Here is a 24,460-nt window from a genome sequence, read left to right as displayed (position 1 = left end):
CCGGTCCGGAACGCTGCGACAACTGCACCCGGTCGCCGACGCTGCCCACGGGCACCGCCGGCGGAGAAAGCTACCCACGGCCAGCCGCTCCGGTCGGGCGTCCACAGCCGCAGGAGTGTGCCCCCGGCACGGTCGCTGCGGTCTCGACGTTAGGGGAGGCGGCCATGGCGGGGCGGCGGCACAGGTTCATCGGTAGACCCGACGGGGTCCCGGCATGAACGCGTTCGACGTCGTGCTCCTCGCGGCCGTCCTCGTCCTCGCGGTGGTGGTGATCGGGGCCGTGCTGGTCGGCATCCGGACACTGCGCCGGGTGGGTGCCGCGCCGGCTCCGGAGGATCCCGCCTTCATCGCCGAGAAGGACCGCCAGGAGCAGTCCCTCGCCGCCCTGCGGACCGCGGCCGACGAGGCGAACAGCACCATCGACGTGGCGAAGTCAGCGGCCGCAGCGGCCCGTACCGAGGCGGCGGCGGCGAAGGCCGAGGCGAAGGCGGCTCGCGCCGAGGCGCGTCGGGTCCTCGACGACGCCCGGGCCGAGGCGGACACCGTTCTGGAACGCGCCCACAAGCAGGCCGAGGCGGACGCCGAACAGTTGCGGACGGCAGCTCGGCGCAGCGGCGAGCGGGAGGTCGCGGTGCTCGCCGCCACCACCCGGGAGCAGGCCGCCGAGGTGGAACGTCGGGCCGCTCGGATGGACGAGCGGGAGCGGATGCACACCGAGGAGGTGGAGCGGTTCGCCGAGCGGGAGCGGCAGCTCACCGCCGCGAAGGCCGCCCTCGCCGGCCGGGAGGCCGCGCTCGCCCAGCGGGAGGCCGAGCTGACCGAGTCGGAGGAGCTGCGCCGCCGGGAGCTGGAGCGGGTCGCCGGGCTCACCGCCGACTCCGCCCGACTGGAGCTGGTCGAGGCCATCGAGACGTCTGCCAAGCGGGAAGCGGCGCTGCTCGTGCGGGACATCGAGTCCGACGCACGCAACACCGCCGAGCAGCGCGCCCGGCACATAGTGGTGGACGCGATCCAGCGGGTCGCCAGCGAACAGACCGCGGAGAGCGTGGTCAGCGTCCTGCACCTGCCCGGTGACGAGATGAAGGGGCGGATCATCGGCCGGGAGGGGCGCAACATCCGCGCCTTCGAGTCGGTGACCGGCGTCAACCTGATCATCGACGACACCCCCGAGGCGGTGCTGCTCTCCTGCTTCGACCCGGTCCGTCGCGAGGTGGGCCGGGTGACCCTGGAGAAGCTGGTCCTGGACGGGCGCATCCACCCGCACCGGATCGAGGAGGTCTACGACCTGGCCCGGCAGGAGGTGGAGCAGCTCTGCCTCCGCGCCGCCGAGGACGCCCTGGTCGAGGTCGGCATCACCGAGATCCACCCGGAGCTGGTGACCCTGCTCGGCCGGCTGCGCTACCGCACCTCGTACGGGCAGAACGTGCTCAAGCACCTGGTCGAGACCGCGCACATCGCCGGCATCATGGCCGCCGAGCTGCGGCTGGACGTGCCGATCATCAAACGGTCGGCGTTCCTGCACGACATCGGCAAGGCGCTCACCCACGAGGTGGAGGGCAGCCACGCCATCATCGGCGCGGACCTGGCCCGCAAGTACGGCGAGCACGAGGACGTGGTGCACGCCATCGAGGCGCACCACAACGAGGTTCCCCCGCAGACCATCGAGGCCGTGCTCACCCAGGCTTCCGACGCCTGCTCGGGTGGGCGGCCGGGCGCGCGCCGGGAGAGCCTGGAGGCGTACGTCAAGCGGCTGGAGCGGATCGAGGAGATCGCCGCCGGCAAGCTCGGCGTGGACAAGGTCTTCGCCATGCAGGCCGGCCGTGAGATCCGGGTGATGGTCAAGCCGGACGACGTGGACGACATCGGGGCGGCAGTGCTGGCCCGGGACGTGGCCAAGCAGATCGAGGAGGAGCTGACCTACCCGGGTCAGATCCGGGTCACAGTGGTCCGCGAGTCCCGGGTCACCGAGATCGCCCGCTGACCGACCGCGTGTGAGGGCTTAGTGCAGCTCTTACCTGTCTTGCAGGCGCGACGTGAACTCTTAGCCGCACCCGCACCCCTATCGGCGACGGCGCCGCCTGGGCGACGATAACGCTGGCCGCAGCCGGTCGCGGCGCTCCTGCTAGGGCGCGCAGCAGATGTAGCTGAGCAGTGTCGCCGTCAACAGCGCCACCGACGGTCCTCCCGCCCAGACGCAGTGTCGGCGTGTCGACGGCACCGAGGGCAGGCTGGGCCGTTCTCTGATTACGTGGTCTAGTACCTCGGCGCCGGAATCGGTGCAGGACCACCAGATCGTCGACCGTGGCGGGCGTACGGCGAGCTTCGTCCGACCCGCTTGTGCAGACCGTTCAGGGCTTCGGTCGCAACGTCAGCGACCACCGTCGCGATGGTCTCGAGCGCTCGTGCTCGAAAAATGCGGTCACTCGTTGACATCGATTCACATGATCCTTAGACTTTCAGAGCCGGCAAGATCAAACGTTCAAATGGATTCAACTGGAATCCATGAACCGCGCGGAACGTCTACCCAATCGTCCACAAGCATGACTGGGGAACGAGTATGTCCTTCGGAAAGAAGAGTGCAGTCGCGGGTGCCTTTGCCGCGCTGAGTATTGCAACAACCGGAGTAGTGGGAATTGCCACCGCAGTGCCGGCAAGCGCAGCTCCGGAATGCTATACGTATGATCAGACGAACGACCGCGAAGTGTGGGGTCAGTGCGCTCCGGGCACTGTCATTAGCCAGTACCGAATAGTCGTCAGGTGCGAGGAGAACAACGGGAGCCGCTACAGCAGGTACGGCGGTTGGGTCAACGCGCCCGCTATCTCCAAAGCGACCTGCGCCGAAGGCTCGTGGTGGGTGGATCGCTGGATCGAGTTCCGCTGATCGATTTAGGGGCGTTGCCTCGAAGGTCGAACGGATGCAGTAGTCCTTTCCCGGCTCTGCTCCTGGGTCTTTGATCCCCCTGCTGCTGGCGCAGCGGTGGCAGCCGTTCGGTCTGACTGCCCAGAAGAGGTCGTCCGGCAGGTCTTGAGACGCAGGGCAGCAGCGGGGCTAGTTCGGTCGTCTGCGAAGAGCCGAACAGGAGCGGGAGCGCACCGAGAAACTGGATGAGTAGACCAAGCAGGTCTGCCTCATCGCTCGGTGCGACCCCGCTCCTGTGATCGTTGAAAGTCAGTGTGGCAATGGGGAATGGTCTCGACGTGATCGTGGTGCCTAATGGGGGCGCAGCAAGAGTTGGCGATGCAGCGCAGAGCCGTCCGAGCCGAGTTCTTCACTTAGCCGTCTGCAGATTCAGCCCCGGTTCTTCCCCCTTACCGTCGGATTCGGCGGCGGTTTACGGCAGGTCGTGGTAGCACTGCCTCGGCAGGATCGCGTAAGTCGCTAACGGTTGACAGAGCTCGCCGCAGCCGCAGTAGTCGGCAGATGCGGAGCGCCATGCTGCCGAAGCTGGCCAATGACCGTGACAAGTCTTCGGATGCAGGGGAAGTAGTCATCCTGAACTTCGTAATCGAGGCCGTCCAAAAGGCCCGGGTGATGGCATACATACCGGGCGACGTGGACGGCATCGGGGCGTCCGTGCTGGCCCACGACGTGGCCAAACAGATCGATGGGGAACTGACCTGCCAGGTCACCATGTCCCGCGAGTCCCGGGGGGTACCGAGATCGCCAGCTGACCAGTTTGGTCACCACGGAATTAGCAATATCGGGGTGTTCCGTCCTTGGGACACCCCGATATCACGAAAATCGAATCGATCACGCGCCCAGCGGGCCGGTCAGATCATCCGAGCAGAATCCTCGCCGACGCTCTGGGCGGGCAGCACCTTCGCCGCTGTCCGCCGGCTACGGCCCATGCGCTTCTGCAGCCACCAGGCCAGGACCGACAGCGCACCACAGATGGCGATGTAGATCGCCGCCACGATCAGGTACGTCGGCACGTACGGCAGCCCGAACGGCAACCGGCCACCGATCTGCTTACCCACGAAGAGCAGCTCGGGGTACGTGATGATGAAGCCGAGCGCGGTGTCCTTGAGCAGTACGACGAGCTGGCTGACGATCGCGGGGAGCATCGACCGGACCGCCTGCGGTAGCAGGATCAGTCGCAGCACCTGGTTCTTCCGCATACCGATCGCGTACGCGCCCTCGGTCTGCCCGTACGGCACCGCGTTGATGCCGGCCCGGAAGATCTCCGCGAGCACCGATCCGTTGTAGAGCATCAGCCCGATGACCAGCGCCCACAGCTTGTCGATCGACCAGCCGTACTGCAACGGAACGTAGTACCCGAAGAAGATCAGGATGAGCAGCGGGATCGCCCGGAACAGCTCGACCACGAAGGTCGCCGGGCTACGCAGGTACCACTTGTCGCTCAGTCGGGCACTGGCGAAGAACGCGCCGAAGATCAGCGCCAGGACTGCGGCGATGCCGGCCGCCTTGAGCGTTGCCCCCAGGCCCCCGAGCAGTTCGCGTTGCACCGAGGCGTACTGGAACTGCTCCCACTTGCGGGCCTCGAACTGACCGGTGTCGGCGAACTTGTAGCCGATGAAGGCGATGAGAGCGATGATGCCGACCGTGGAGGCGACGCCCAGGATCGCGTTACGCCGCTTGGCCCGAGGCCCGGGCAGGTCGTAGAGGATCGACGCCTGGCTCAACTCAGCCACCTTCCGTTCGCGACCGTGGGGTTCGCATGCTCGTTCATCGGGCGACCCTCCACTTGCGCTCCAGGAACCGCTGCAACGCCACCAGCGGCAGGATCAAGATCAGGAAGCCGATGGTGATCCAGAGCAGGACGGCGAACTGCGGCTCGCCTCGTTCGGCCATGTACGCGGGGATCGCGCCGGCCTCCAGCACCGAGAAACCGGCGGCGATCGTGGTGTTCTTCAGCATGGCGATGAACACGCTCATCATCGGCGGGACCATCGCCCGCAGCGCCTGCGGCAGCACAATGAGCGTGAGCACCTGACCGAAGGTCATGCCCAGCGCGCGTGCGGCCTCGGCCTGCCCCGCGGCGACGGTGTTCACGCCGGAGCGGATCACCTCGCACACGAAGGCGGAGGTGTAGACGGTCAGCGCGACGGCAGCGCTGGAGAAGTACTCGATGTTGACGTCGAGCTTCGGCACCGCGAACACGAGGAACGCGAAGACCAGCGTCAGAGGGGTGTTGCGCACCAGGTTGACGTACGTGGCGCCGAACGCGCGCAGCGCTGGCACGGGGGAGACCCGCATCGCGCCGAGCAGCGTGCCGAGGACGAGGCTGCCGACCGCGGCGATCAGGAAAAGTTTGACGGTGTTGGTGAACCCCTCAACGAACAGTTGCCCGTTGTCCGTCAGTACGCGGAAGAACTCGCCCATGCCTCGCTCTCAGTCCTCGGACGGGCGCCGGACGGGGACGAGCCCCGCCCGGCGCCGCAACTCGTTTCGAGCCGGTCGGTCAGTACCGCTCGAGGGCGGGCGGGGTGCCCGCCGAGCCGGACAGGCCGAGCGTGCCGTCGTAGATCTTCTGCCAGGTGCCGTTGCTGAACGACGCCTCGATCTGGTTGTTGACGTAGTCGCGCAGCGCCTTGTCGTCCTTGGGCAGGCCGATGCCGTACTTCTCGGTGCTGAACGGCTGGCCGACCACCTTCAGCTCGGTCGGACTCTGCGCCGCGTAGCCCTTGAGGATGGCGTCGTCGGTGGTGACGGCGTCGACCTTCTTGTCGAGCAACTGCGAGACGCACTCGGAGTAGGTCTTGAACTCGACGATGTTGTCCGGCTCGGTCAGACCCTCGTCGCGGATCTTCTGGATCGGGGTCGAGCCGGTGGCCGAGCAGACCTTCTTGCCCTTGAGGGTGTCCTTGCCGGTGATCGACGACTCGTCCTTACGGACCAGCAGGTCCTGGCCGGCAACGAAGTACGGGCCAGCGAACGAGATGTCGTTCTTGCGCTTGTCGGTGATCGAGTAGGTGCCGACGTAGTAGTCGACCTCACCACCCTTGATCGCGGTCTCCCGGTTGGCCGACGCGATCTCCTTGTACTCGATCTTCGCCGGGTCGATGCCCAGCGTGCTCGCCACGTACTGGGCGATCTCGATGTCGAAGCCGCACCGCTTGCCCTGGGCGTCCTTGTAGCCGAGGTTCGGCTGGTCGAACTTGACGCCGATGGAGACCTTGCCGGCCGCCTTGATCTTCTCGAAGGTCGGGCTGCCAGCGACGGCGGCGTCCGTCTTCGGGGTGAAGGTCGCGCCGGAGCTCTTGCAGTTGTCCCCTTGGGCGGCACCGGAGGCACTGCCGCCCGCGCTCGGGGTCGGCTCACCCTCCTTGCCGCACGCGGCGGCCGACAGGGCGAGGGAGGCCATCATGGCGACCGCCGCCACGCTCTTCATACGCATACTCTTCTCCTTCTTCAACGGAGCCCACCGAGGTGCGGCACGCTCCACTACGGACGCCTAGTGCGTGAGGATCTTGGAGAGGAAGTCCTTCGCCCGATCGCTGCGTGGGTTGTCGAAGAACTCCGCCGGGGAGGCGTCCTCGACGAGCTTGCCGTCGGCCATGAAGATGACCCGGTTGGCCGCGTGCCGGGCGAAGCCCATCTCGTGGGTGACCACGACCATCGTCATGCCATCGCTGGCCAGCGACGTCATCACGTCGAGCACCTCGCCGACCATCTCCGGGTCCAGCGCGCTGGTCGGCTCGTCGAAGAGCATCGCCTTGGGCTGCATGGCCAGGGCCCGGGCGATGGCCGCCCGCTGCTGCTGGCCGCCGGAGAGCTGGGCCGGGAACTTGTCCGCCTGGTTGGCGATGCCGACCCGGTCGAGTAGGGCCAGACCACGCTCGCGGGCGGCGGCCGGCTTCTCCTTGCGGACCTTGATCGGGCCGAGGGTGACGTTCTCCAGGATGGTCTTGTGCGCGAAGAGGTTGAAGGACTGGAACACCATGCCCACCTCGCTGCGCAGCTTCGCGAGGGGCTTGCCCTCGGCCGGCAGCGGCTGACCGTCGAAGGTGATGGTGCCCGAGTTGATCGGTTCCAGTCGGTTGATCGCGCGGCACAGCGTCGACTTGCCGGAGCCGGACGGGCCGATCACCACGACCACCTCGCCCCGACCCACCGACAGTGAGACGTCGTCCAGCACGTGCAGCGGCCCGAACCACTTGTTGACCGCGTCCAGCACGATGAGCGGTTCGCCCGTCGTCACGTCGTCCACCGTCCCCTGTCGTCTCCCGGATCGGGGTCGGTTGACCCCCGGTGCGGCCACTGTAGGCGGCCTGATGTGGCAGAACGCAACCCAGCGGGTCACGGAGCGGTAACACCGGTCACGATCGTTCGGGTGCGTCCGATTTTGGTCACCGGATGGGTGGTGACGGTGGTGATCGTGGCGCGTTGTCGAGATCATGGGTGGATGACCGAACCCGTACGGTTGACCAAGTACGCCCGCGGCGGTGGCTGCGCGTGCAAGATTCCCCCGGGCGAGCTGGAGATCATGGTGGCCGGTCTCGGCCCGGCGACCGGCACTGCGGAGTTGCTGGTCGGGCTGGACCACGGCGACGACGCGGCGGTGGTGCGCCTTGACGAGCGCACCGGCCTGGTCAGCACCGCCGACTTCTTCACCCCGGTGGTCGACGACGCGTACGACTGGGGTCGGATCGCCGCGGCCAACGCGCTCTCCGACGTGTACGCGATGGGCGGCACCCCGCTGGTGGCGCTCAACCTGCTCTGCTGGCCTCGGGACGTGCTGCCGCTGGAGTTGGCCCGTGAGGTGCTGCGCGGCGGCCAGGACGTGGCGCGGGAGGCCGGCTGTCACCTGGCCGGCGGGCACAGCGTGGACGACGACGGCCCGAAGTACGGTCTCGCGGTCACCGGCACGGTCCGGCCGGAGGAGCTGATCACTCTCGACGCCGGACGGGCCGGGGTGCCGTTGTCGCTGACCAAACCGCTCGGGGTGGGTGTGCTGAACACCCGGCACAAGGCGACCGGGGAGAGCTTCCCGGAGGCGGTGGCCACGATGAGCGCGCTCAATCGGGAGGCCGCCCACGCGGCGGTCGCCGCCGGCATTCGGTGCGGCACCGACGTGACCGGGTTCGGGCTGCTCGGGCACGCCTCGAAGCTGGCCCGGGCCAGCCAGGTCACTGTGGCCATCGACACCGCCCGGGTGCCCTATCTGGCCGGCGCCCGGGAGGCGCTGCGCGACGGGTTCGTCAGCGGTGGCAGCCGACGCAACCTGGAGTGGGTGACCCCGTGGACCGACTTCGGCGCGGCGGACGAGGCGGAGCGGCTGCTGCTGGCCGACGCGCAGACCTCCGGTGGCCTGCTGGTCGCCGGCGAGGTGCCCGGCGCTCCGGTGGTGGGCGAGCTGCTGCCCCGCGGGGAGCACCTGGTCGTCCTGCGCTGACCGGGGGGCGGCCGACAGGCGGCGGGACACGCGGTGGCGGTGGTGGGGATGGCGCACGGTACCCGATAAACTGTCATCTTCCCGCTACTCCGAGCAATGCCGCTCAGGGAAATTTTGCCCGGAATGGTCACAGACCGGTAACTTGCCCCCGGCTGGGGTCAAATGCCCCCCACCATCGTGTGTAAGGCCCGATCCGGAGGCCGGTGGGGACGAACGCAGCGAGGAGGCGGAATGACCGAGCTGTGGAACTGGAGAATCGACGGGGCTCAACCCGTGGAGGTCTACCCGGCGCTGGCGGAGGCGCTTGGTCGGGTGGTGATGCCGCTGGCGGTGGCCGACCCGGCGCGGCTGCCGTCGTACGCGGTGGTGTGTGACGTCTGGCAGGCGCCGGGCGAATTCGCGACGGTGGTGGACTGCTACGGAGTGCCCGAGGAGCTCTCCGAGCACGCAAGCATCGCCGCACTGGCCCGATTGCTGGGCCGCAACTGCCTGTTGCGCGACGACACGCTCGACGCGGGCCGGCACCTGCTCGTCGCTCCGGACGGCACGGTCCGTCCGGTGCACTTCGACGTGCGGGACACCGAGGACGGTGAGGTGTTCAGCAGGCTGCGGCTCTGCTCGCTGGGTGACCCGGGTTGCCGGGGCTGGTCGCAGTGCCACCGCTCACGCTGGGCGCCCGACACTGTCGCTCCGGCGCTCGCCGCGGCCTGACCCTCTCCAGGGTCAGGCCCGGCCGGGTGCCGTGCCGGTCAGCGACGATCAGCTGGCGGTGGTGGCCGACCGGTCGGTGGTGCCCGATCCGGCGCCCCGCACCACCAGTTGGTCGAGCAGGGTGCGCGTCGCCTCGGCCACTGCTGCCACTGCGGCGTCGAACGCGGCAGCGTTGTGCGCGGCGGGCGCCCGGAAACCAGAGATCTTCCGGACGTACTGCAACGCTGCCGCCTCGACGTCCGCGTCGGTCACCTGCGGGGTGAACGGCTCACGCAGTGTCTTGATGCTCCGGCACATGTGAGTTCCTCCTCGGTTGGTGCGCTACTTGACCAACGATGACATCGTTGGGGCTGTTGCCTATTCTGGTGGCGCGTCAGGGCCCTCGGGCCGTCCATCACACCTCCCGTGGCGTGTCCGCGGGACCCGGAGAATCATTGTGGACAACGCATCCACCCGCCCATCCCGTCCGGGCCTGGCCGACTTCACACGGAGCCTGGACACCCCGCTGGACCTGCTCGCCGTCACGCACGCTGATCTGGTCGAGGCGGTCCGGCGGCATGTCGTCGCGGATGAGCTGGTGCCCTCCGGCACGGTGCCCGTGGCCGCCTTCAACTCGGCCATCTGAATGGCGGGCTGTCGGTGCGGTCCCTCCGCAGCGGACGGGTCATGCCGACGGATCAGCCAGTTCGTGCTGAAGGTTCACAGCCGGTGCGACCTCAGCTGCGACCACTGCTACGTCTACCAGCACGCCGACCAGACCTGGCGTGGTCGACCGGTGCGGATGCCGCTGGCCACGGTCCGGGCGGTCGCACAGCGGATCGCCGAGCATGCCCGCGAGCACGAGTTGCCGGTCGTGCACGTCGTGCTGCACGGAGGTGAGCCGTTGCTGCTGGGGGCCGCGGGATTACGGGAGGTGATGGCCGAACTGCGCGCGGCGATCACCCAGTGGACGCGACTCGACCTGCGCATGCAGACCAACGGCGTGCTGCTCGACGAGGAACTGTGCCGGTTGTTCGTCGAGTACGACGTGCGGGTCGGTGTGTCCTTCGACGGCGACCGGGCCGCAAACGACCGCCACCGGGTCTTCGCCCACGGCGGGAGCAGCCACGACCACGTCCGGCGGGCGCTGGCCCTGCTCCGTCGGCCGGAGCACCGCGCCAGCTACGCCGGCATCCTCTGCACGATCGACGTCCGCAACGATCCCGACCTGGTGTACGAGGCGCTGCTGGCCGAGAGCCCGCCCCGCGTCGACCTGTTGCTGCCCCACGCCACCTGGGACCATCCGCCGGAGCGTCCAGGCCCCGAGCCCACCCCGTACGCGGACTGGCTGGGGCGGATTCACCGGCGGTGGGTGGACGACGGTCGGCCGATGTCGATCCGGATGTTCGAGGCGCTGCGCCCGGGTGGCAGCGGCACCGAGGCGTTCGGCCTCGCACCAGCCGATGTCCTGGTCGTCGAGGCGGACGGGACCTGGGAGCAGGTCGACTCACTGAAGACCGCGTACCACGGCGCGGCCGGCACCGGTTTCGACGTGTTCGACAACTCGGTGGACGAGGTCACGCGGCACCCCGGGGTCGCGGTACGGCAGGACGGCGTGGCCGGGCTCTGCGCGACCTGTCGGGCCTGCCGGGTGGTCGACAGGTGCGGCGGTGGCCTGTACGCGCACCGGTGGCGGACCGGGTCCGGCTTCGACAACCCCTCGGTGTACTGCGCCGACCTGCTGCGCCTGATCGACACGGTGGACGCCTACCCGCCGCCCACCCCGCCGGTCCCGGCCGACGGGTCGACCACCTCGCCCGTCGACGAGTTGCTGGACGACCTGGCGACCGGGCACGGGTCTGCGTCGACGCTCGCGCTGCTCGCCGCCACCCAGCTCTCCATCACCCGGGCGCTGCTGGCGGCCTCCCGGGACGGATCCGGCAGCACGCCCGCCTGGGAACTGCTCGTGCACCTCGACCAGTCGGCGTCGGAGGCGGTCCGCGCGATCCTGGCGCACCCCTTCGTCCGGCCGGGGCTGGTGCGTCGCCTTCACTCGTCGGCCCCGCCCGGCCTCGGCGCGGCAGTCGACCCACTGCCGGCGCTGGCCATCGCTGCGGCGCTGCGGGCCGGCGTCCCGGCCGCGTTGCACGTGCCGGTACAGGCCGACACGATCACGTTTCCCGCGCTCGGCAGCCTGGTGCTGCCCGGCCTGGGGGAGAGCGCCGAGGTGACCGTCCGACCCGGCGAGTTCCGGGTCCGGGGTGGGTCGGTCGAGCAGACGGTGCTCCTCGATCCGATGGCGTCGCCGTCGGCCGGATGGTTTCCGACCCGCAACGTGCCGGTGCCCGGTGGCCGGCTGCTCCTTGAGGACGGTGACCCGTACCGCGACTGCTACGGCCAGCCGGTCCAGTCCCGCCTGGACGGTCCGGCGGCGCGGGCGTTGGGCCGTACCCTGGCCGAAGCCTGGCGGGTCGTGCACCGGGACGTGCCGGCGCACGCGGCGGCGCTCGACGGCGGCCTGCGTGCCGTCGTTCCACTGGCGCCCGACCTGGCGCGACCCCTGCGAAGTGCCACCGCCCGGCACGCGTTCGGCGCTGTCGCCGTCACCCCCCACCCCGACCCGGAGACGATGGCGGTGCTGCTCGTGCACGAGTGGCAGCACGCGAAGCTGGGGGCGGTTCTCGACCTGTACGACCTTGTCGAACCGGGCCAGGGCGCCCAGATCCGGGTGCCCTGGCGCCCCGACCCGCGGCCACCGGAGGGCGTCCTGCAGGGCGTCTACGCCCACCTCGCCATCACCCAGGTCTGGCAGTCCCGGGCGGACGCCGACGGCGGCGACGCGTCGGCGAACGCGGCCCAGTTCCTGGCGTGGACCCGGGACGGTGCGGACGCGCTGCTGGCCAGCCGGTCGCTCACCGCGGCGGGTGAGCGGTTCGTCGGCCGGCTGCGCCACGCACTGGAGGAAACCCGTGCAGGGTCCGGCTGAGCGCCAGCCGTCCACACTGGGCCGTCTCCGCCTCGCCGATGACCTGCGGGCATTGGGTGTCCGCCCTGGTGCGTGCCTGCTGGTGCACTGTGCCCTGCGCCGGGTAGGCCCGTTGACGCACGGCCCGGCGACTCTCGCCGGTGCCCTGCGGGACGTCCTCGGCCCGGCTGGCACGCTCCTGGTGCCCACCCAGACCGACGGCAACTCGACCACCTCCCGGGCCCACCTGGCGGCAACCGCCGGGATGGACCGTGCGCAGCGCGAGCGGTACGAGGCGGCGCTGCCGGGCTGGGACCGCCGGACCACCCCGTCGCAGCGGATGGGGGCGCTTGCCGAGTACGTCCGGTGTGCCCCCGGTGCCGTGCGCAGCGACCACCCCCAGACTTCGTTCGCCGCGCTCGGCCCGCAGGCCCGGCAGCTCACCGACAACCATGACCTCACCTGCCACCTGGGAGAACGCTCACCGATGGGCGAGCTCTACGCGGCGGACGGGCAGATCCTGCTGCTCGGCCTCGGCTACGAGGCGTGCACTGCCCTGCACCTGGCCGAGTACCGGCTTCCGGTGCCGCCGCCCCTGCGCGACTACCAGTGCTTCCGGCTTGTCGACGGGCGGCGGGTCCGCCTCGACTTCCGGGCTCTCGACCTGGACGACCGGGACTTCCCGGCGGTGGGTGCCACGCTCGACGAGACGCCGTTGGTGCGGCACGGTCGGGTGGGGCGGGCGAGCGCGCGCCTGCTGCCAGTGCGTGCCACCGTGGACTTCGCGATCGACTGGTTCAACGTGCACCGTCTTGCGGTGCGCCGGTGAACCAGGAGGGCGGCACCGCTGAGCGCCGCAGAGCCTGCCCTGGACCCTTACCTGGGCGCACAGCCGCCAATTGGTCGGATGTACGACACCAGCGGTCTCGTCCGATTCCTCGGACTCGGCAGAGACCCGTGCGGCGTGCTGCCGATACCCGCCACAGTGGCCTTCGTCGTAGAGTGACGAGGCGGCAACCGGCTCTGTCCTCGGCATTGACGAACGCCTTAGGCTGAAACTCCGGTCGCTTTCCGGACGGCGGAGGAACGACGGTGAGCGAAGCGGTAGTAGTCGCTGATACGCGAACCCCGCTGTTCTTCGTGAGCTATTCACGTCCGCAGATCCGGCGCGCCGGTAACACCCCCCAGGAATACCTCTCGCGGTTCTTCGACGACCTCTCCACCCATGTCAGCGAGCTGGTCGGCCTGCCGACCGGGGTCGACCCCGGATTCATGGACAGCTCACTGGGCGGCGGTGAGCGTTGGACCCCCGAGTTGTTGCGCGCCGCCGGCACCTGCCAGGTGTTCATTCCGTTGGTGTCCAGCTCGTTCATCAGCAGCACCTGGTGTGCCATGGAATGGCATGCCTTCGCGCGGCGTCAGATCGAACCACGCGTCCCGGGCAGCTCCGCGCACGAGACGGCGATCGTGCCCGTCAACTGGTCACCGACCACCGAGGCGTCGCTGCCGCCGAGCATTCGTGCCATCCAACGGTTCTCGCCGACCGCGTTACCTGATGACAACACCGTCGCGCGCCAGTACGAGCAGGAAGGGGTCTACGGCTTGCTGACCATGCAACGGGAGCAGGCGTACCGCGCGGTGGTGTGGCGTCTCGCCCAGCGGGTGGTGGCGATCCATCGGGCCTATCACGTCCACCCGCTGGTGCCCGCGGGCACCGATGAGCTGCGCACGCTCTTCACCGAGGAGGCAGCCGCATGACGCCGCTCACCGCCGAGGGGCGGGCGCCGACTCGCCAGACCTACTTCTTCCTGAGTTACGCGCATTCGGCGCCGCTGCTGGGTGCCCGCACCGACACCGACGTCTGGGTCGACCGATTTTTCGCGGATCTGTCGGGTGAGGTGGGTCGGCTGGTGTCCCCGCGACCGGGCGTGGAGATCGGTTTCATCGACCAGTCCATCCCACCGGGCGCCGACGTGAAGGCGGCCCTGGCGGACGCCATCGGCGCGGCCCAGGTGTTCGTGCCGCTCTACTCGCCGGGCTACTTCAGCAGATCATGGGCGCTGGGCGAGCAGGAGTCCTTCCTCACCCGGCTGCTCCGCGCTGCCGGGGAGCCGGCGTCCCAGGTCGTGCCGGCCGACCACGTGGTGCCGGTCCTCTGGATCCCGGTGCCCAGTTGGGAGGAGCATCCCGAACTCGACGCGGCGCTGGATCTGGGTCGGGACGTGCCCGAGTACGCCGAGAACGGCATGCGTGCGCTCTGCATGCTCGGCGCGTACCAGCAGCCGTACCAGATCCTGCTCGGGCGGCTGGCCCGGCGGATCGTGGAGCCCACCCAACGCGTCTGGCTGCGTCCGTCCCGGGCGCCGACGCTCGACGTGTCGCGGCGGATCGCGGCCAACCCGGACTTCGTGGTGACGGTGCTGGCACCCACCCGGGATCGGCCGCCCGAGGGTCGGGAGGCCTCCTGGTACGCGGAGCGCAGCCGGCTCTGGCGTCCCTTCGGGGCCCGGCAGGAGCTTCCGGTGGCCGAGTACGCCGCGAGCATCGCCGAGCGGCTCGGACTGTCGGTGCACACGAGTGACTTCGCCGACGCCGGGGACCTGCTCGAGATCCGCCCCGGCGCCCTTCTGATCGACCCGTGGTTCACCGAGCTTTCCGGCGGTGTACCCGCTCTGCGGGCCGCCGCGCGGGCACTGCCGCCGTGGGTGGTGCCGCTCGTGGTGACCGACGCCGACGACCCGCGCGACGCGCACCGCGGCGCCGACCTGGCGCGGCTGGTCCTGGGCGTGCTGCAGGACGCGGGCGCGACGCGAGCGCGGTGGGTCGGGCGGACGGACGAGTTCGCGGGTCTGATGCCGACAGTGGTGACCGAGGCCCGGCGGCTCTACCTGAAGCACGGCGCGGTGTTCCCGGCACCGGGGCCTGTTACCCGGCCGCCCAGCCTTCGCAACCCGGCCCCGTCATCGTTCGAAGCCCCGGAGATGCCCGATGAGCACTGAGCGCGACGGTCAGATAGTCACCTTCTACTCGTTCAAGGGCGGAACGGGCCGGACGATGGCGCTGGCCAACGTCGCGTGGATCCTCGCTGCCAACGGCAAGCGGGTGCTGGTCACCGACTGGGACCTGGAATCGCCAGGGCTGCACCGCTTCTTCCACCCCTTCCTGGACGTGTCGACGATCGGCGGCACGGCCGGGGTCGTCGACCTGATCCGGGACTACGAGTCGGAGACCATCCGCGAGGCGGTACGGCCGGAGGGCTGGGTGGAGCAGTTCGCCCGGGTCAACCGGTACGCCTTCTCCCTGGCCTGGGAGTTTCCCGGCGGCGGCGGGTTGAACTTCCTCTCCGCTGGCCGGCAGAACGACGATTACGCCGTTTCGGTGAACGGGCTGGACTGGGACACCTTCTACCACCGGTTGGGCGGTGCGCAGTTCTTCGAGGCCCTCCGCGAGGACATGAAGCGCGAGTACGACTACACCTTGATCGACAGCCGGACGGGGCTCAGCGACGTCGCCGACATCTGCACCCTGCACCTGCCGGACACCCTTGTCGACTGCTTCACCCTCAGCGACCAGGGCATCGAGGGTGCCGCTCAGGTCGCCAGAACCGTCGCCGTGCACCCCTCGCGCCGCGGCATTCGGATCCTGCCGGTGCCGATGCGGGTCGACCAGGCGGAGAAGGAGAAAGCCGACGCCGGGCGTGCCCTCGCGATGCACCGCTTCGCCGGTCTGCCCACCGGGATGACGGAGGAGGATCGGCGCCGCTACTGGGCGGCGGTGGAGGTGCCGTACCGGCCCTTCTACGCGTACGAGGAGACGTTGGCGACCTTCGGCGACACGCCGGGCTCGCCCACATCGCTGCTGGCGGCGTTCGAGACGCTGACCGCGCAGTTGACCAACGGCGAGGTGCACGCGATGCCGCCGATGGACGAGTCGGTGCGCGAGCGGGAGAAGGCCCGCTTCCGGCGTCGCCACAAGCTCCCCGGCGACGACCTCATGCTCCGCTACGCACCGGAGGACGCGGTCTGGGCGGAGTGGATCGAGAAAGTGCTCAGCTCGGCGCAGATTCGCGTCGTCGACGGAACCCAGCCGATCGAGAGCGGCGCCCGCCCGCCGGCCCGTACGCTGACCATTCTCTCCCCTGCCTACGTGGCCCTGCCCCCAGCCGCGTTGCCTCCGCGGGACCCGACCGTCGACACCACTCCGCTCGCGGTCTACGTGAGCGATCTGCGGCCACTCGCGGAGTTCGCGGTGGCCTCCTCGACCCAACTGGCCAACATCACCGCGGCGACCGCCGCTGAGCGGCTACTGCGGCTGGTGGGGGGCCCGTTACCGCTCCGACTCGAGGGCCAGGTGGACGGCGGCCTGCGTTTCCCGGCCGCCGAGCCGGCCGTCTTCGAGGCCCCGAACCGCAACGCGCGGTTCACCGGTCGGGAGAATGAGCTGGCCCTCCTGCGCCGACGCCTGACCGGACCGGTTGCCGTGCCGGTCGCATTGCAGGGGATGGGTGGGGTCGGCAAGACCGAGCTGGCCCTGGAATACGCGCATCGGTTCAAGTCCGCCTACGACGCGGTGCTGTGGATTTCCGCTGGCGCTACGGAGTCGATCGGCGCCGACGTGGAGAAGTCGCTGGCGGCCTTCGCCGACCGGCTCGGCGTCGGTGGCAACCCGGACCAGGCGGACAACGCACGCGCGGTGCTGGAGGCGTTGGGGCGGGGTGAGCCCGGGCGTTGGCTGTTGGTGATCGACAACGCCGAGGAGATCGACCCGTTCAAGCGATTCCTGCCGCGCGGCGGGCACGTGTTGCTCACCTCGCGCAACCAGGGTTGGGGGGAGCGGGCCACGCTGATCCAGGTCGACGTCTTCGCCCGTAAGGAGAGCGTCGCCCACCTGCAACGTCGGGTGCCCACCCTCACCGACCAGGAGGCGGACCGGATCGCCGACGCGCTCGGGGACCTGGCGGTGGCGGTGGCCACGGCCGGCGCCTACCTGGCAGACACCGGTACCTCGGTCGACGCGTACCTGGAGCAGATCGAGCGGCAAGGTCCCAGCGCCCTCTCCGTGGAGGCCACCTGGGATCTTTCGTTGGCGCGGCTGCGCGCCCAGTTCCCGGCGGCGTACCGGCTGTTGCAGCTCTGCTCGGTGCTGGCCCCCGAGATAGACCTGGGTCTGCTCTACAACGACGAGATGGTGAAGACGTTGGCGCCGTTCGATCCCGCGGTGTCGGAGCCCATGATGATCGGGCGGCTGGTCCAGCGGATCAACCGGTCGGCGCTCCTCACGATGAACATGTCCGAGCAACGGATCCTGGTGCACCGTTTGCTCCAGGCGGTGGTCCGGGGCGGAATGACCCCGGACGAGATCGCCGACACCCGACACCGGGCGCACCTGGTGCTGGGCAAGGCGTGGCCCGGCGGTGACGCCGACGATCCGCGTACCTGGGACAGGTTCCGCAGGCTCTGGCCGCACATCGAGGCCTCGGGCGCGATGGGCAGCAAGGACGAGTCGGTCCGGGAGCTGATGATCGACCGGGTGCGGTATCTCTGGCGTCAGGGAGAACTCGACGCGGCGAACGCGTTCGCCAAGGAGGTCGACGCGGTCTGGTCGAAGCGGCGGGACCGCCTCTACGGCACCGAGGAACTCGCCACGTTGCGTCGGCAGTTGCTGCACCTGCGCTTCAACCGTGCGAACGTGCTGCGGGCGCTCGCCCACTACGTCGAGGCCTACGACCTGGACCAGGAGACTCACGAAGCGCAGCGGGCGCTGCTGGGTGACAGGCATTCGCACACCCTGATGACCGCCGGCAGCCTGGGTGCGGATCTGCGCGCCCTCGGCCGCTACACCGACGCGATCGAGCGTGATCAGGAAACCTACGACGCGTGGAGTGAGGAGTTCGGCGAATACCATCCACGCACGCTCTTCGCGGCCAACAACCTCGCACACTCCTATCGCCTGGTGGGCGACTTCCGCTCGGCGCGCCGTAGGGACGAGGCGGTGTTCCAGCTCCGCCGGCAGGTGCTCGGCCCGGAACATCCGTACACAGTGCACTCGGCCGCCCAGCTGGCACGCGACCTGCGGGAGGCCGGTGAGTACGCCAACTCGGCCAAGATGCTGCGCACGGTGCACGAACAACTCGCCAGCCTGAAGGAGATCGGCAGCGAGGCGGGGGACACGCTGAACGCTCAGGTCAGTCTCGCGGTGTCGCTGCGGAGCGCGGGCCAGTTGGCGGAGGCAGCCGCACTGCTCGACGCGGCGTACCCGGTGCTCGAGGAGAAGTTCGGGCGGGACAATCCCGAAACGTTGATCTGCCAGGCGGCGCTGGTCGCGAATCTGCTGGCACTCGGCGAGACCGAACGCGCGGTGGCCGAGGCGACGCAGGTGGCAAGGATCTACGAGCAGCGGCTAGGGGCCACCCATCCGCATACCCTCGGTGCGTTCAGCAACCTCGCCGTGGCGCAGCGGGCCGTGGGCCGGGTTGCCGAGGCTCGCGCGACTGCCGAACGGGCGGCCGTTGCCCTGCGCGAGGTGCTCGGCCCGGACCACCCGCACACCCTCGCCGCTGAGGAGAACCTCGGGATCTGCCTCGCCGAGGAGGGGGACCGGGACGCCGCGCTCGATCACCTCCGCGCAACCGCCGAGCGTTGGCTGGCCGCGTCCGGTTCCCGCCATCCGGACGCCCTGCGGTGCCAGGCGAACATGGCGCTCGTCGTGCGCGAGAACGTGGGCGACCGGCCGCCGACGGCCGCCCCGGTCGTCTCGTTGGGCGAGGTCGTCGGGGCCGACCACCCGGGCGTGCGGGCGCTGCGGGACGGGCGCCTGGTCGCCCGGATCATCGACCCTCATCCGTTCTGAGCCCGTACGACACCAGGCCGGGCCCACCGCGTCCCCACGGAGCATGCCGATGAACAACGACCGCGAAGGCCAGGTCGTCACCTTCTACTCGTTCAAGGGGGGAACGGGTCGGACGATGGCGCTGGCCAACGTGGCCTGGATCCTGGCGGCCAGCGGCCGGCGGGTGCTCGTCGCCGACTGGGACCTCGAGTCCCCCGGTCTGCACCGCTTCTTCCATCCGTTCCTCGACGCCGAAGCGATCCAGGGCGCCAGCGGTGTGATCGACATGATCCGTGACTACGAGTGGGAGACCACCCGGGTCGACGACCGGCCGGACCGCTGGATGGAGCAGTACGCCCGGGTCGGGCGGCACACGTTCCCGCTGCGCTGGAACTTCCCCGGCGACGGCGGTCTCGACTTCCTCTCCGCCGGCCGGCAGAACAGCGACTACGCCGTCTCGGTGAGCGGGCTGGATTGGGACAACTTCTACAACCGGCTGGGCGGGGCGCAGTTCTTCGAGGCGATGCGGGCGGACATGAAGCGCCAGTACGACTTCACCCTGATCGACAGCCGGACGGGGCTCAGCGACGTCGCCGACATCTGCACCCTGCACCTGCCGGACACCCTTGTCGACTGCTTCACCCTCAGCGACCAGGGCATCGACGGCGCGGCCCGGGTGGCGCACTCGGTCCGGGACCGGTACCGGCGGCGCGACATCCGGGTCCTGCCGGTGCCGATGCGGGTCGACCAGGCCGAGAAGGAGCGGGCGGAGGCGGGTCGCCTGCTGGCCATGCGGCGGTTCGCCGGGTTGCCGGCCGGCATGACCGAGGCGGAACGGCGGCGTTACTGGACCGCGGTGGAGGTGCCGTACCGACCGTTCTACGCGTACGAGGAGAAGCTGGCGACTTTTTGTGATCCGCCCGGCTCGCCGACGTCACTGCTGGCCGCATACGAGACGTTGACCGGGATTCTCACCGACGGCGCGGTGACCGCGCTGCCGCTGATGGACGAGTCGGTGCGGGAGCGGGGGGAGGCCCGTTTCCGCCGCCGCACCGAGGCGATCGACGACGAGATCATGCTGCGGTACGCACCGGAGGACGCCATCTGGGCCGAGTGGCTGGAGCGGGTGCTCAACTCGGCGGGGCTGCGGGTGGTGGAGCCCACGGCCAGCGTCGACGTCCCCGCCCCGCGCACGCTGACGGTGGTCTCGCCGGCCTACGTGGCGACGCCGTCCGGCGGTCTGCCTGACCGGGACACGAGCACCGGTTCCACGGCCCTGGCCGTGTACGTCGCCGACCTTCGTCCGCTGGCGGAATTCCAGTCGCAGAATTCCACCAACCTGGTCAACGTGAGCGCCGCGACCGCCGTGGAGCGGGTGTTGCGGCTGTTCGGCCGGCCGGTGCCGCCCTCAGCGGACGGCCCGGCGGGCGGGAATGTCCGCTACCCCGCCACCGAGCCGTTGGTCTTCAACGCCCCCAACCGGAACGCGCGCTTCACCGGCCGTGAGGACGACCTGGCGCGGCTGCGCGCGCAGTTGCGCAGCGGCGGTACGGCGGTGGTGCTGCCGGTCGCTCTGCAGGGCATGGGTGGCGTCGGTAAGACGCAGGTGGCTCTGGAATACGTCCACCGGTTCAAGGCCGCGTACGACGTGGTCTGGTGGATCGTGGCGGACCCGCCGCAGTTCGTCGACATCGCCCTCGCCGACCTCGCCGCTCGTCTCGGCATCCTCGCCGGGCCGACAGTGCCCGACACGGTCCGGTCAATGCTCCAGGTGCTCGGGCGCGGTGAGCCGTACGAGCGGTGGCTCATCGTGTTCGACAACGCCGAAGAGCTCGACCAGATCGAGCCCTTCCTGCCGCAGGGCCCCGGGCACGTCCTGCTGACCTCCCGCAACCGCGCCTGGGGTGACCGGGCGAACCCGATCCAGGTGGACGTCTTCGACCGCACCGAGAGCGTGGCGCACCTCGCCCAGCGGGTGCCCACTATCAGCGCCGAGGAGGCGGACCGGGTGGCCGAGGCGCTCGGTGACCTGCCGATCGCGGTGGCTGCGGCGGGGGCCTGGCTCGCCGACACCGGCACGTCGGTCGCCGACTACCTGCGGCAGATCGAACGGCACGGTCCCACCGCCCTCTCCATCGAGGCGACCTGGGACCTGGCCCTGAACCGGCTGCTGAACCAGGCGCCCGCCGCGTACCGGCTGCTGCAGCTCTGCTCGGTGCTGGCCCCCGAGATCGCCCTCGAACTCATCTACAGCGACGAGATGGCGGCTGCTCTCGTGCCGTTCGACCCATCGGTGTCGGAGCGGCTCGTGCGCGGCGCCCTGGTTCAGCAGATCAACCGCCTGGCACTGCTGAAACTGGACGTTCAGGGCGGTCGGGTCCAGGTGCACCGGCTGTTGCAGGCGGTGGTCCGCGACCGGATGACCGACGACGAGATCACCGCTGCCCGACACCAGGTGCACCTGGTGCTGGCCGCGTCCCGACCTCGTGGCGACGTGGACGACCCGACCACCTGGGCTCGGCTGCGCATGCTCTGGCCGCACCTGGAGGTTTCCGAGGCGCTGACCTGCCCGGACGAGTCGGTGTGTCAGCTGCTGATCGACCGGGTGTGTTATCTGTGGCAGCGCGGCGGTCTGGAGCAGGCCGACGCCTTGAGCCAGGAGGTGGACGAGAACTGGTCCGCTCGGCTCGGCGACACGAACGACGAGGGCGAGGCGTCGGTGCTGGGCCGCCAACTGCTGCACCTACGGTTCAACAGGGCGAACATCCTGCGCAGCCTGGGCCGGTTCAACGAGGCCCGGGACCTGGACGAGGCGGTGCTGGCCGAGCAGAGCCAACTCCTGGGCTCGCTGCACCCGCACACCCTGATGACCGCCGGCAGCCTCGGCGGTGACATGCGGGCGCTCGGCCGCTACGCCGAGGCCCTGGAACGGAACCGTTCCACCTACGCCTCCTGGCTCCAGGTGTTCGGCGAGGACCACCCACGGACGTTGACCGCGGCAAGCGACCTCGCCGTCTCGTACCGGCTGGTCGGCGACTACCGGTCGGCCCGTCGCTGGGACGACGAGGTGCATCAGCGGCGGCGGCTGGTGCTCGGCCCCACCCACCCGGGCACCATCGTCTCCGCCATGCGCCTCGGCATCGACCTGCGGGAAGCTGGCGAATACGAGAGGTCGGCCACCCTGCTACGCGCTGTGTACGACACGTACTGCGAGGTGCTCGGGCCGGATGACGGCCAGAGTCTCGCCGCCCAGATCAACCTGGCGGTGTCCCTGCGCAGCTGCGGGCGGGGCAGCGAGGCCGCGCCGATGTTCGAGACGGCGTACCGCGAACTCGACGAACGCTTCGGCCCGGACAACCCCGACACTGTGGCATGCCGGGCGAGCCGGGCGGCGAATCTGCTGGCCGTCGGCGATGCGGCTCAGGCGCTGACCGAGATGAACGCGGTCACCGAGGCGTACGAGTTGGGTCTGCGGCTCGGCCGGGAGCACCCGTGCACCCTGGCGACGTTGACCAACATCGCCGCGGCTCAGCACGCGCTCGGCCGCAGGTCGCAAGCCCGTGCGTCGGCTGCCCGGGCGGCCACTGAGTTGCGCAAGGTGCTCGGCCCCGACCACCCGCACACCCTCGCCGCCGAGGTGAACCACGCTGTGTGTCTCGCCGAGGAGGATGACCGGGTGTCGGCGTCGGACCTGCTGCGAGAGACCGCCGCGCGGCTGTCGGCGGTGCTCGGCGCGGACCACCCCGACACGCTGCGTTGCCTCGGTGATCTCGCCCTGGTGTCGAGGCACGTCGGCGGCGGCGCTCCCGTGGAGGACGTCGGGGCGGTGGCGGACCGGCTGGCCGAGGTCATCGGCCCGGAGCACCCCAGCGTGCAGGACCTGCGCGAAGAGCGGCTCATCGTTCGGATGATCGACCCGCACCTGTTCTGATCGAAGACGCCAGTCCGGGTCGGGCGCGCCAGCCGGGGCCGTCGACCCTCACCACGGGTCGGGCGCGCCGGGTCGCCAGGTCGCCGGGCCGACGCCGCAGGACCGGACAATGCCGGTCGGAGGTCCCCCCGGACCGGGCCGCTACCCTGGTAGCCCGAGGGGAAGGGGCACCAACAGGGTGGCTAGGACCTACAACGTCGTCACGTACGGCTGCCAGATGAACGTGCACGACTCCGAACGCATCTCCGGCCTGCTTGAGCAGGCGGGATACGAGCGTGCACAGGCTGGCGACGACACCCCGGACATCGTGGTCTTCAACACCTGCGCGGTGCGGGAAAACGCGGACAACCGGCTCTACGGCAACCTCGGTCGGCTGCGCCCGGTGAAGGACAAGCACCCCGGGATGCAGATCGCTGTCGGCGGCTGCCTCGCCCAGAAGGATCGGGGCGACATCGTCCGCAAGGCCCCCTGGGTGGACGTGGTCTTCGGCACCCACAACATCGGCGCGCTGCCGGTGCTGTTGGAGCGGGCCCGGCACAACGCCGCCGCCGAGGTGGAGATCCTGGAGTCCCTCGACGTCTTCCCGTCCACGCTGCCCACCCGCCGCGAGTCGACGTACGCCGGCTGGGTGTCGATCTCGGTGGGGTGCAACAACACCTGCACGTTCTGCATCGTGCCGGCGCTGCGCGGCAAGGAGAAGGACCGACGCCCCGGCGACATCCTCTCCGAGGTGCGCGCGCTCGTCGACGAGGGCGTGCTGGAGGTGACCCTGCTCGGGCAGAACGTCAACTCGTACGGCGTGGAGTTCGGCGACCGGTACGCGTTCGGCAAGCTGCTGCGGGCCTGCGGCGACATCGACGGGTTGGAGCGCGTGCGCTTCACCAGCCCGCACCCGAAGGACTTCACCGACGACGTGATCGCCGCGATGGCCGAGACGCCGAACGTCTGCCACTCGCTGCACATGCCGTTGCAGTCCGGCTCCGACGACGTGCTCCGGGCGATGCGCCGGTCCTACCGCTCCGAGCGCTACCTGGGGATCATCGAGAAGGTCCGCGCGGCGATGCCGGACGCGGCGATCACCACCGACATCATCGTCGGCTTCCCCGGTGAGACCGAGGCCGACTTCCAGCGCACCCTGGACGTGGTCCGGGCGGCCCGGTTCTCCTCGGCCTTCACCTTCCAGTACTCGAAGCGGCCCGGCACCCCCGCCGCGACAATGGACGACCAGTTGCCCAAGCAGGTCGTGCAGGAGCGCTACGAGCGGTTGATCGCCTGCGTCGAGGAGATCACCTGGGCGGAGAACAAGCGCCTCGTCGGTGAGACCGTCGAGGTGCTGGTCGCTGTCGGCGAGGGCCGCAAGGACGAGCGGACCGGCCGGATGTCCGGTCGGGCCCGCGACGGTCGACTTGTGCACTTCGCGACCGAGACCGCCGACGGTGAGTCCCTCGCTGGGCAGATCCGGCCGGGGGACATCGTGCACACCACTGTCACGTACGCCGCGCCGCACCACCTGAACGCCGACGGCCCGCCGGTGGCGCACCGTCGCACCCGGGCCGGTGACGCGGCCGAGGCGGGTCGCTCCCCGCGTACCCCTGGGGTGTTGCTCGGTCTGCCGACGATCGGCGCACCGCCGGTCGCGCCCGCTCCCGTCGCTGGCTGCGCCACCCACTGACCGCACGGAAGGGGCCC

The 24,460-nt window shown here is 69.9% G+C and carries 16 protein-coding genes; 11 read left to right on the top strand and 5 right to left on the bottom strand.

Annotated features, from left to right (window positions below; all coding sequences use genetic code 11):
- Positions 1-214: 214 nt before the first annotated feature.
- Positions 215-1,981: a ribonuclease Y gene (gene rny, locus AB0B98_RS12495; RefSeq protein ID WP_357362532.1), complete on the top strand. Its 1,767-nt coding sequence runs from the start codon at positions 215-217 to the stop codon at positions 1,979-1,981.
- A 1,790-nt stretch (positions 1,982-3,771) separates the two neighbouring features.
- Here the strand turns inward: rny and AB0B98_RS12490 are convergent.
- The 4 genes from AB0B98_RS12490 to AB0B98_RS12475 all read right to left on the bottom strand — a co-directional run bounded on the left by AB0B98_RS12490 (position 3,772) and on the right by AB0B98_RS12475 (position 7,172).
- Positions 3,772-4,653, bottom strand: coding sequence for an amino acid ABC transporter permease (locus AB0B98_RS12490; protein WP_357284194.1), 882 nt, complete (start codon positions 4,651-4,653; stop codon positions 3,772-3,774).
- A gap of 34 nt (positions 4,654-4,687) precedes the next feature.
- Positions 4,688-5,344, bottom strand: coding sequence for an amino acid ABC transporter permease (locus tag AB0B98_RS12485; protein ID WP_357284191.1), 657 nt, complete (start codon positions 5,342-5,344; stop codon positions 4,688-4,690).
- A gap of 79 nt (positions 5,345-5,423) precedes the next feature.
- A complete protein-coding gene (locus AB0B98_RS12480; RefSeq protein ID WP_238671806.1) occupies positions 5,424-6,359 on the bottom strand; it encodes a glutamate ABC transporter substrate-binding protein in 936 nt (311 codons plus the stop codon).
- Between the two features lie 57 nt (positions 6,360-6,416).
- Positions 6,417-7,172, bottom strand: a complete 756-nt coding sequence (locus AB0B98_RS12475; RefSeq protein ID WP_238671807.1) for an amino acid ABC transporter ATP-binding protein — start codon at positions 7,170-7,172, stop codon at positions 6,417-6,419.
- Positions 7,173-7,367: 195 nt separating this feature from the next.
- Here AB0B98_RS12475 and selD point away from each other — a divergent pair, with 195 nt between their 5' ends.
- Positions 7,368-8,357, top strand: a complete 990-nt coding sequence (gene selD, locus AB0B98_RS12470) for a selenide, water dikinase SelD (protein ID WP_112586665.1) — start codon at positions 7,368-7,370, stop codon at positions 8,355-8,357.
- A gap of 231 nt (positions 8,358-8,588) precedes the next feature.
- Entirely contained in the window at positions 8,589-9,068 is a 480-nt protein-coding gene (locus AB0B98_RS12465) for a hypothetical protein (protein WP_357362530.1), read from the top strand.
- Positions 9,069-9,116: 48 nt separating this feature from the next.
- Here AB0B98_RS12465 and AB0B98_RS12460 read toward each other — a convergent pair whose 3' ends face one another.
- Positions 9,117-9,365: a DUF2277 family protein gene (locus AB0B98_RS12460; RefSeq protein ID WP_330440238.1), complete on the bottom strand. Its 249-nt coding sequence runs from the start codon at positions 9,363-9,365 to the stop codon at positions 9,117-9,119.
- Between the two features lie 139 nt (positions 9,366-9,504).
- Here AB0B98_RS12460 and AB0B98_RS12455 point away from each other — a divergent pair, with 139 nt between their 5' ends.
- The 8 genes from AB0B98_RS12455 (at position 9,505) to miaB (ending at position 24,443) form a co-directional block, all read left to right on the top strand.
- On the top strand, positions 9,505-9,693 hold the full coding sequence (locus AB0B98_RS12455) for a hypothetical protein (RefSeq protein ID WP_238671810.1): 189 nt from the start codon (positions 9,505-9,507) through the stop codon (positions 9,691-9,693).
- A gap of 63 nt (positions 9,694-9,756) precedes the next feature.
- A complete protein-coding gene (locus tag AB0B98_RS12450) occupies positions 9,757-12,033 on the top strand; it encodes an FxsB family cyclophane-forming radical SAM/SPASM peptide maturase (protein WP_357362527.1) in 2,277 nt (758 codons plus the stop codon).
- The gene (locus tag AB0B98_RS12445; protein WP_238671812.1) at positions 12,017-12,841 is read left to right on the top strand and encodes an AAC(3) family N-acetyltransferase; all 825 of its coding nucleotides are present in this window, start codon (positions 12,017-12,019) and stop codon (positions 12,839-12,841) included. Before AB0B98_RS12450 ends, AB0B98_RS12445 begins: the two co-directional genes overlap by 17 nt.
- Positions 12,842-13,152: 311 nt before the next feature.
- The gene (locus tag AB0B98_RS12440; RefSeq protein WP_357284167.1) at positions 13,153-13,770 is read left to right on the top strand and encodes a TIR-like protein FxsC; all 618 of its coding nucleotides are present in this window, start codon (positions 13,153-13,155) and stop codon (positions 13,768-13,770) included.
- Positions 13,767-15,011, top strand: a complete 1,245-nt coding sequence (locus AB0B98_RS12435; protein WP_357362525.1) for a TIR-like protein FxsC — start codon at positions 13,767-13,769, stop codon at positions 15,009-15,011. The genes AB0B98_RS12440 and AB0B98_RS12435 overlap by 4 nt, the downstream gene beginning before the upstream one ends.
- Positions 15,001-18,861, top strand: coding sequence for an FxSxx-COOH system tetratricopeptide repeat protein (fxsT, locus tag AB0B98_RS12430; RefSeq protein ID WP_357362523.1), 3,861 nt, complete (start codon positions 15,001-15,003; stop codon positions 18,859-18,861). The genes AB0B98_RS12435 and fxsT (AB0B98_RS12430) overlap by 11 nt, the downstream gene beginning before the upstream one ends.
- A gap of 49 nt (positions 18,862-18,910) precedes the next feature.
- Positions 18,911-22,771 (top strand): FxSxx-COOH system tetratricopeptide repeat protein, encoded by a 3,861-nt coding sequence (gene fxsT / locus AB0B98_RS12425; RefSeq protein WP_357362521.1) that lies wholly within the window; start codon positions 18,911-18,913, stop codon positions 22,769-22,771.
- A gap of 178 nt (positions 22,772-22,949) precedes the next feature.
- A complete protein-coding gene (gene miaB, locus AB0B98_RS12420) occupies positions 22,950-24,443 on the top strand; it encodes a tRNA (N6-isopentenyl adenosine(37)-C2)-methylthiotransferase MiaB (protein ID WP_357362519.1) in 1,494 nt (497 codons plus the stop codon).
- The last annotated feature ends 17 nt before the right edge of the window (positions 24,444-24,460 follow it).

The organism is Micromonospora sp. NPDC048947 (assembly GCF_040649495.1).
GTDB classification, from domain to species: domain Bacteria; phylum Actinomycetota; class Actinomycetes; order Mycobacteriales; family Micromonosporaceae; genus Micromonospora; species Micromonospora alfalfae.
Note: the sequence above shows the minus strand (reverse complement) of the source record. Positions and strands in the feature narration are given on the sequence as shown.

Excerpts from the sequence above, each read along its gene's own strand:
- rny (WP_357362532.1), top strand. The coding sequence starts at position 215 with ATGAACGCGTTCGACGTCGTGCTCCTCGCGGCCGTCCTCGTCCTCGCG.
- AB0B98_RS12485 (WP_357284191.1), bottom strand. The coding sequence starts at position 5,344 with ATGGGCGAGTTCTTCCGCGTACTGACGGACAACGGGCAACTGTTCGTT.
- AB0B98_RS12480 (WP_238671806.1), bottom strand. The coding sequence starts at position 6,359 with ATGCGTATGAAGAGCGTGGCGGCGGTCGCCATGATGGCCTCCCTCGCC.
- selD (WP_112586665.1), top strand. The coding sequence starts at position 7,368 with ATGACCGAACCCGTACGGTTGACCAAGTACGCCCGCGGCGGTGGCTGC.
- AB0B98_RS12465 (WP_357362530.1), top strand. The coding sequence starts at position 8,589 with ATGACCGAGCTGTGGAACTGGAGAATCGACGGGGCTCAACCCGTGGAG.
- AB0B98_RS12460 (WP_330440238.1), bottom strand. The coding sequence starts at position 9,365 with ATGTGCCGGAGCATCAAGACACTGCGTGAGCCGTTCACCCCGCAGGTG.
- AB0B98_RS12435 (WP_357362525.1), top strand. The coding sequence starts at position 13,767 with ATGACGCCGCTCACCGCCGAGGGGCGGGCGCCGACTCGCCAGACCTAC.
- fxsT (WP_357362523.1), top strand. The coding sequence starts at position 15,001 with ATGAGCACTGAGCGCGACGGTCAGATAGTCACCTTCTACTCGTTCAAG.
- fxsT (WP_357362521.1), top strand. The coding sequence starts at position 18,911 with ATGAACAACGACCGCGAAGGCCAGGTCGTCACCTTCTACTCGTTCAAG.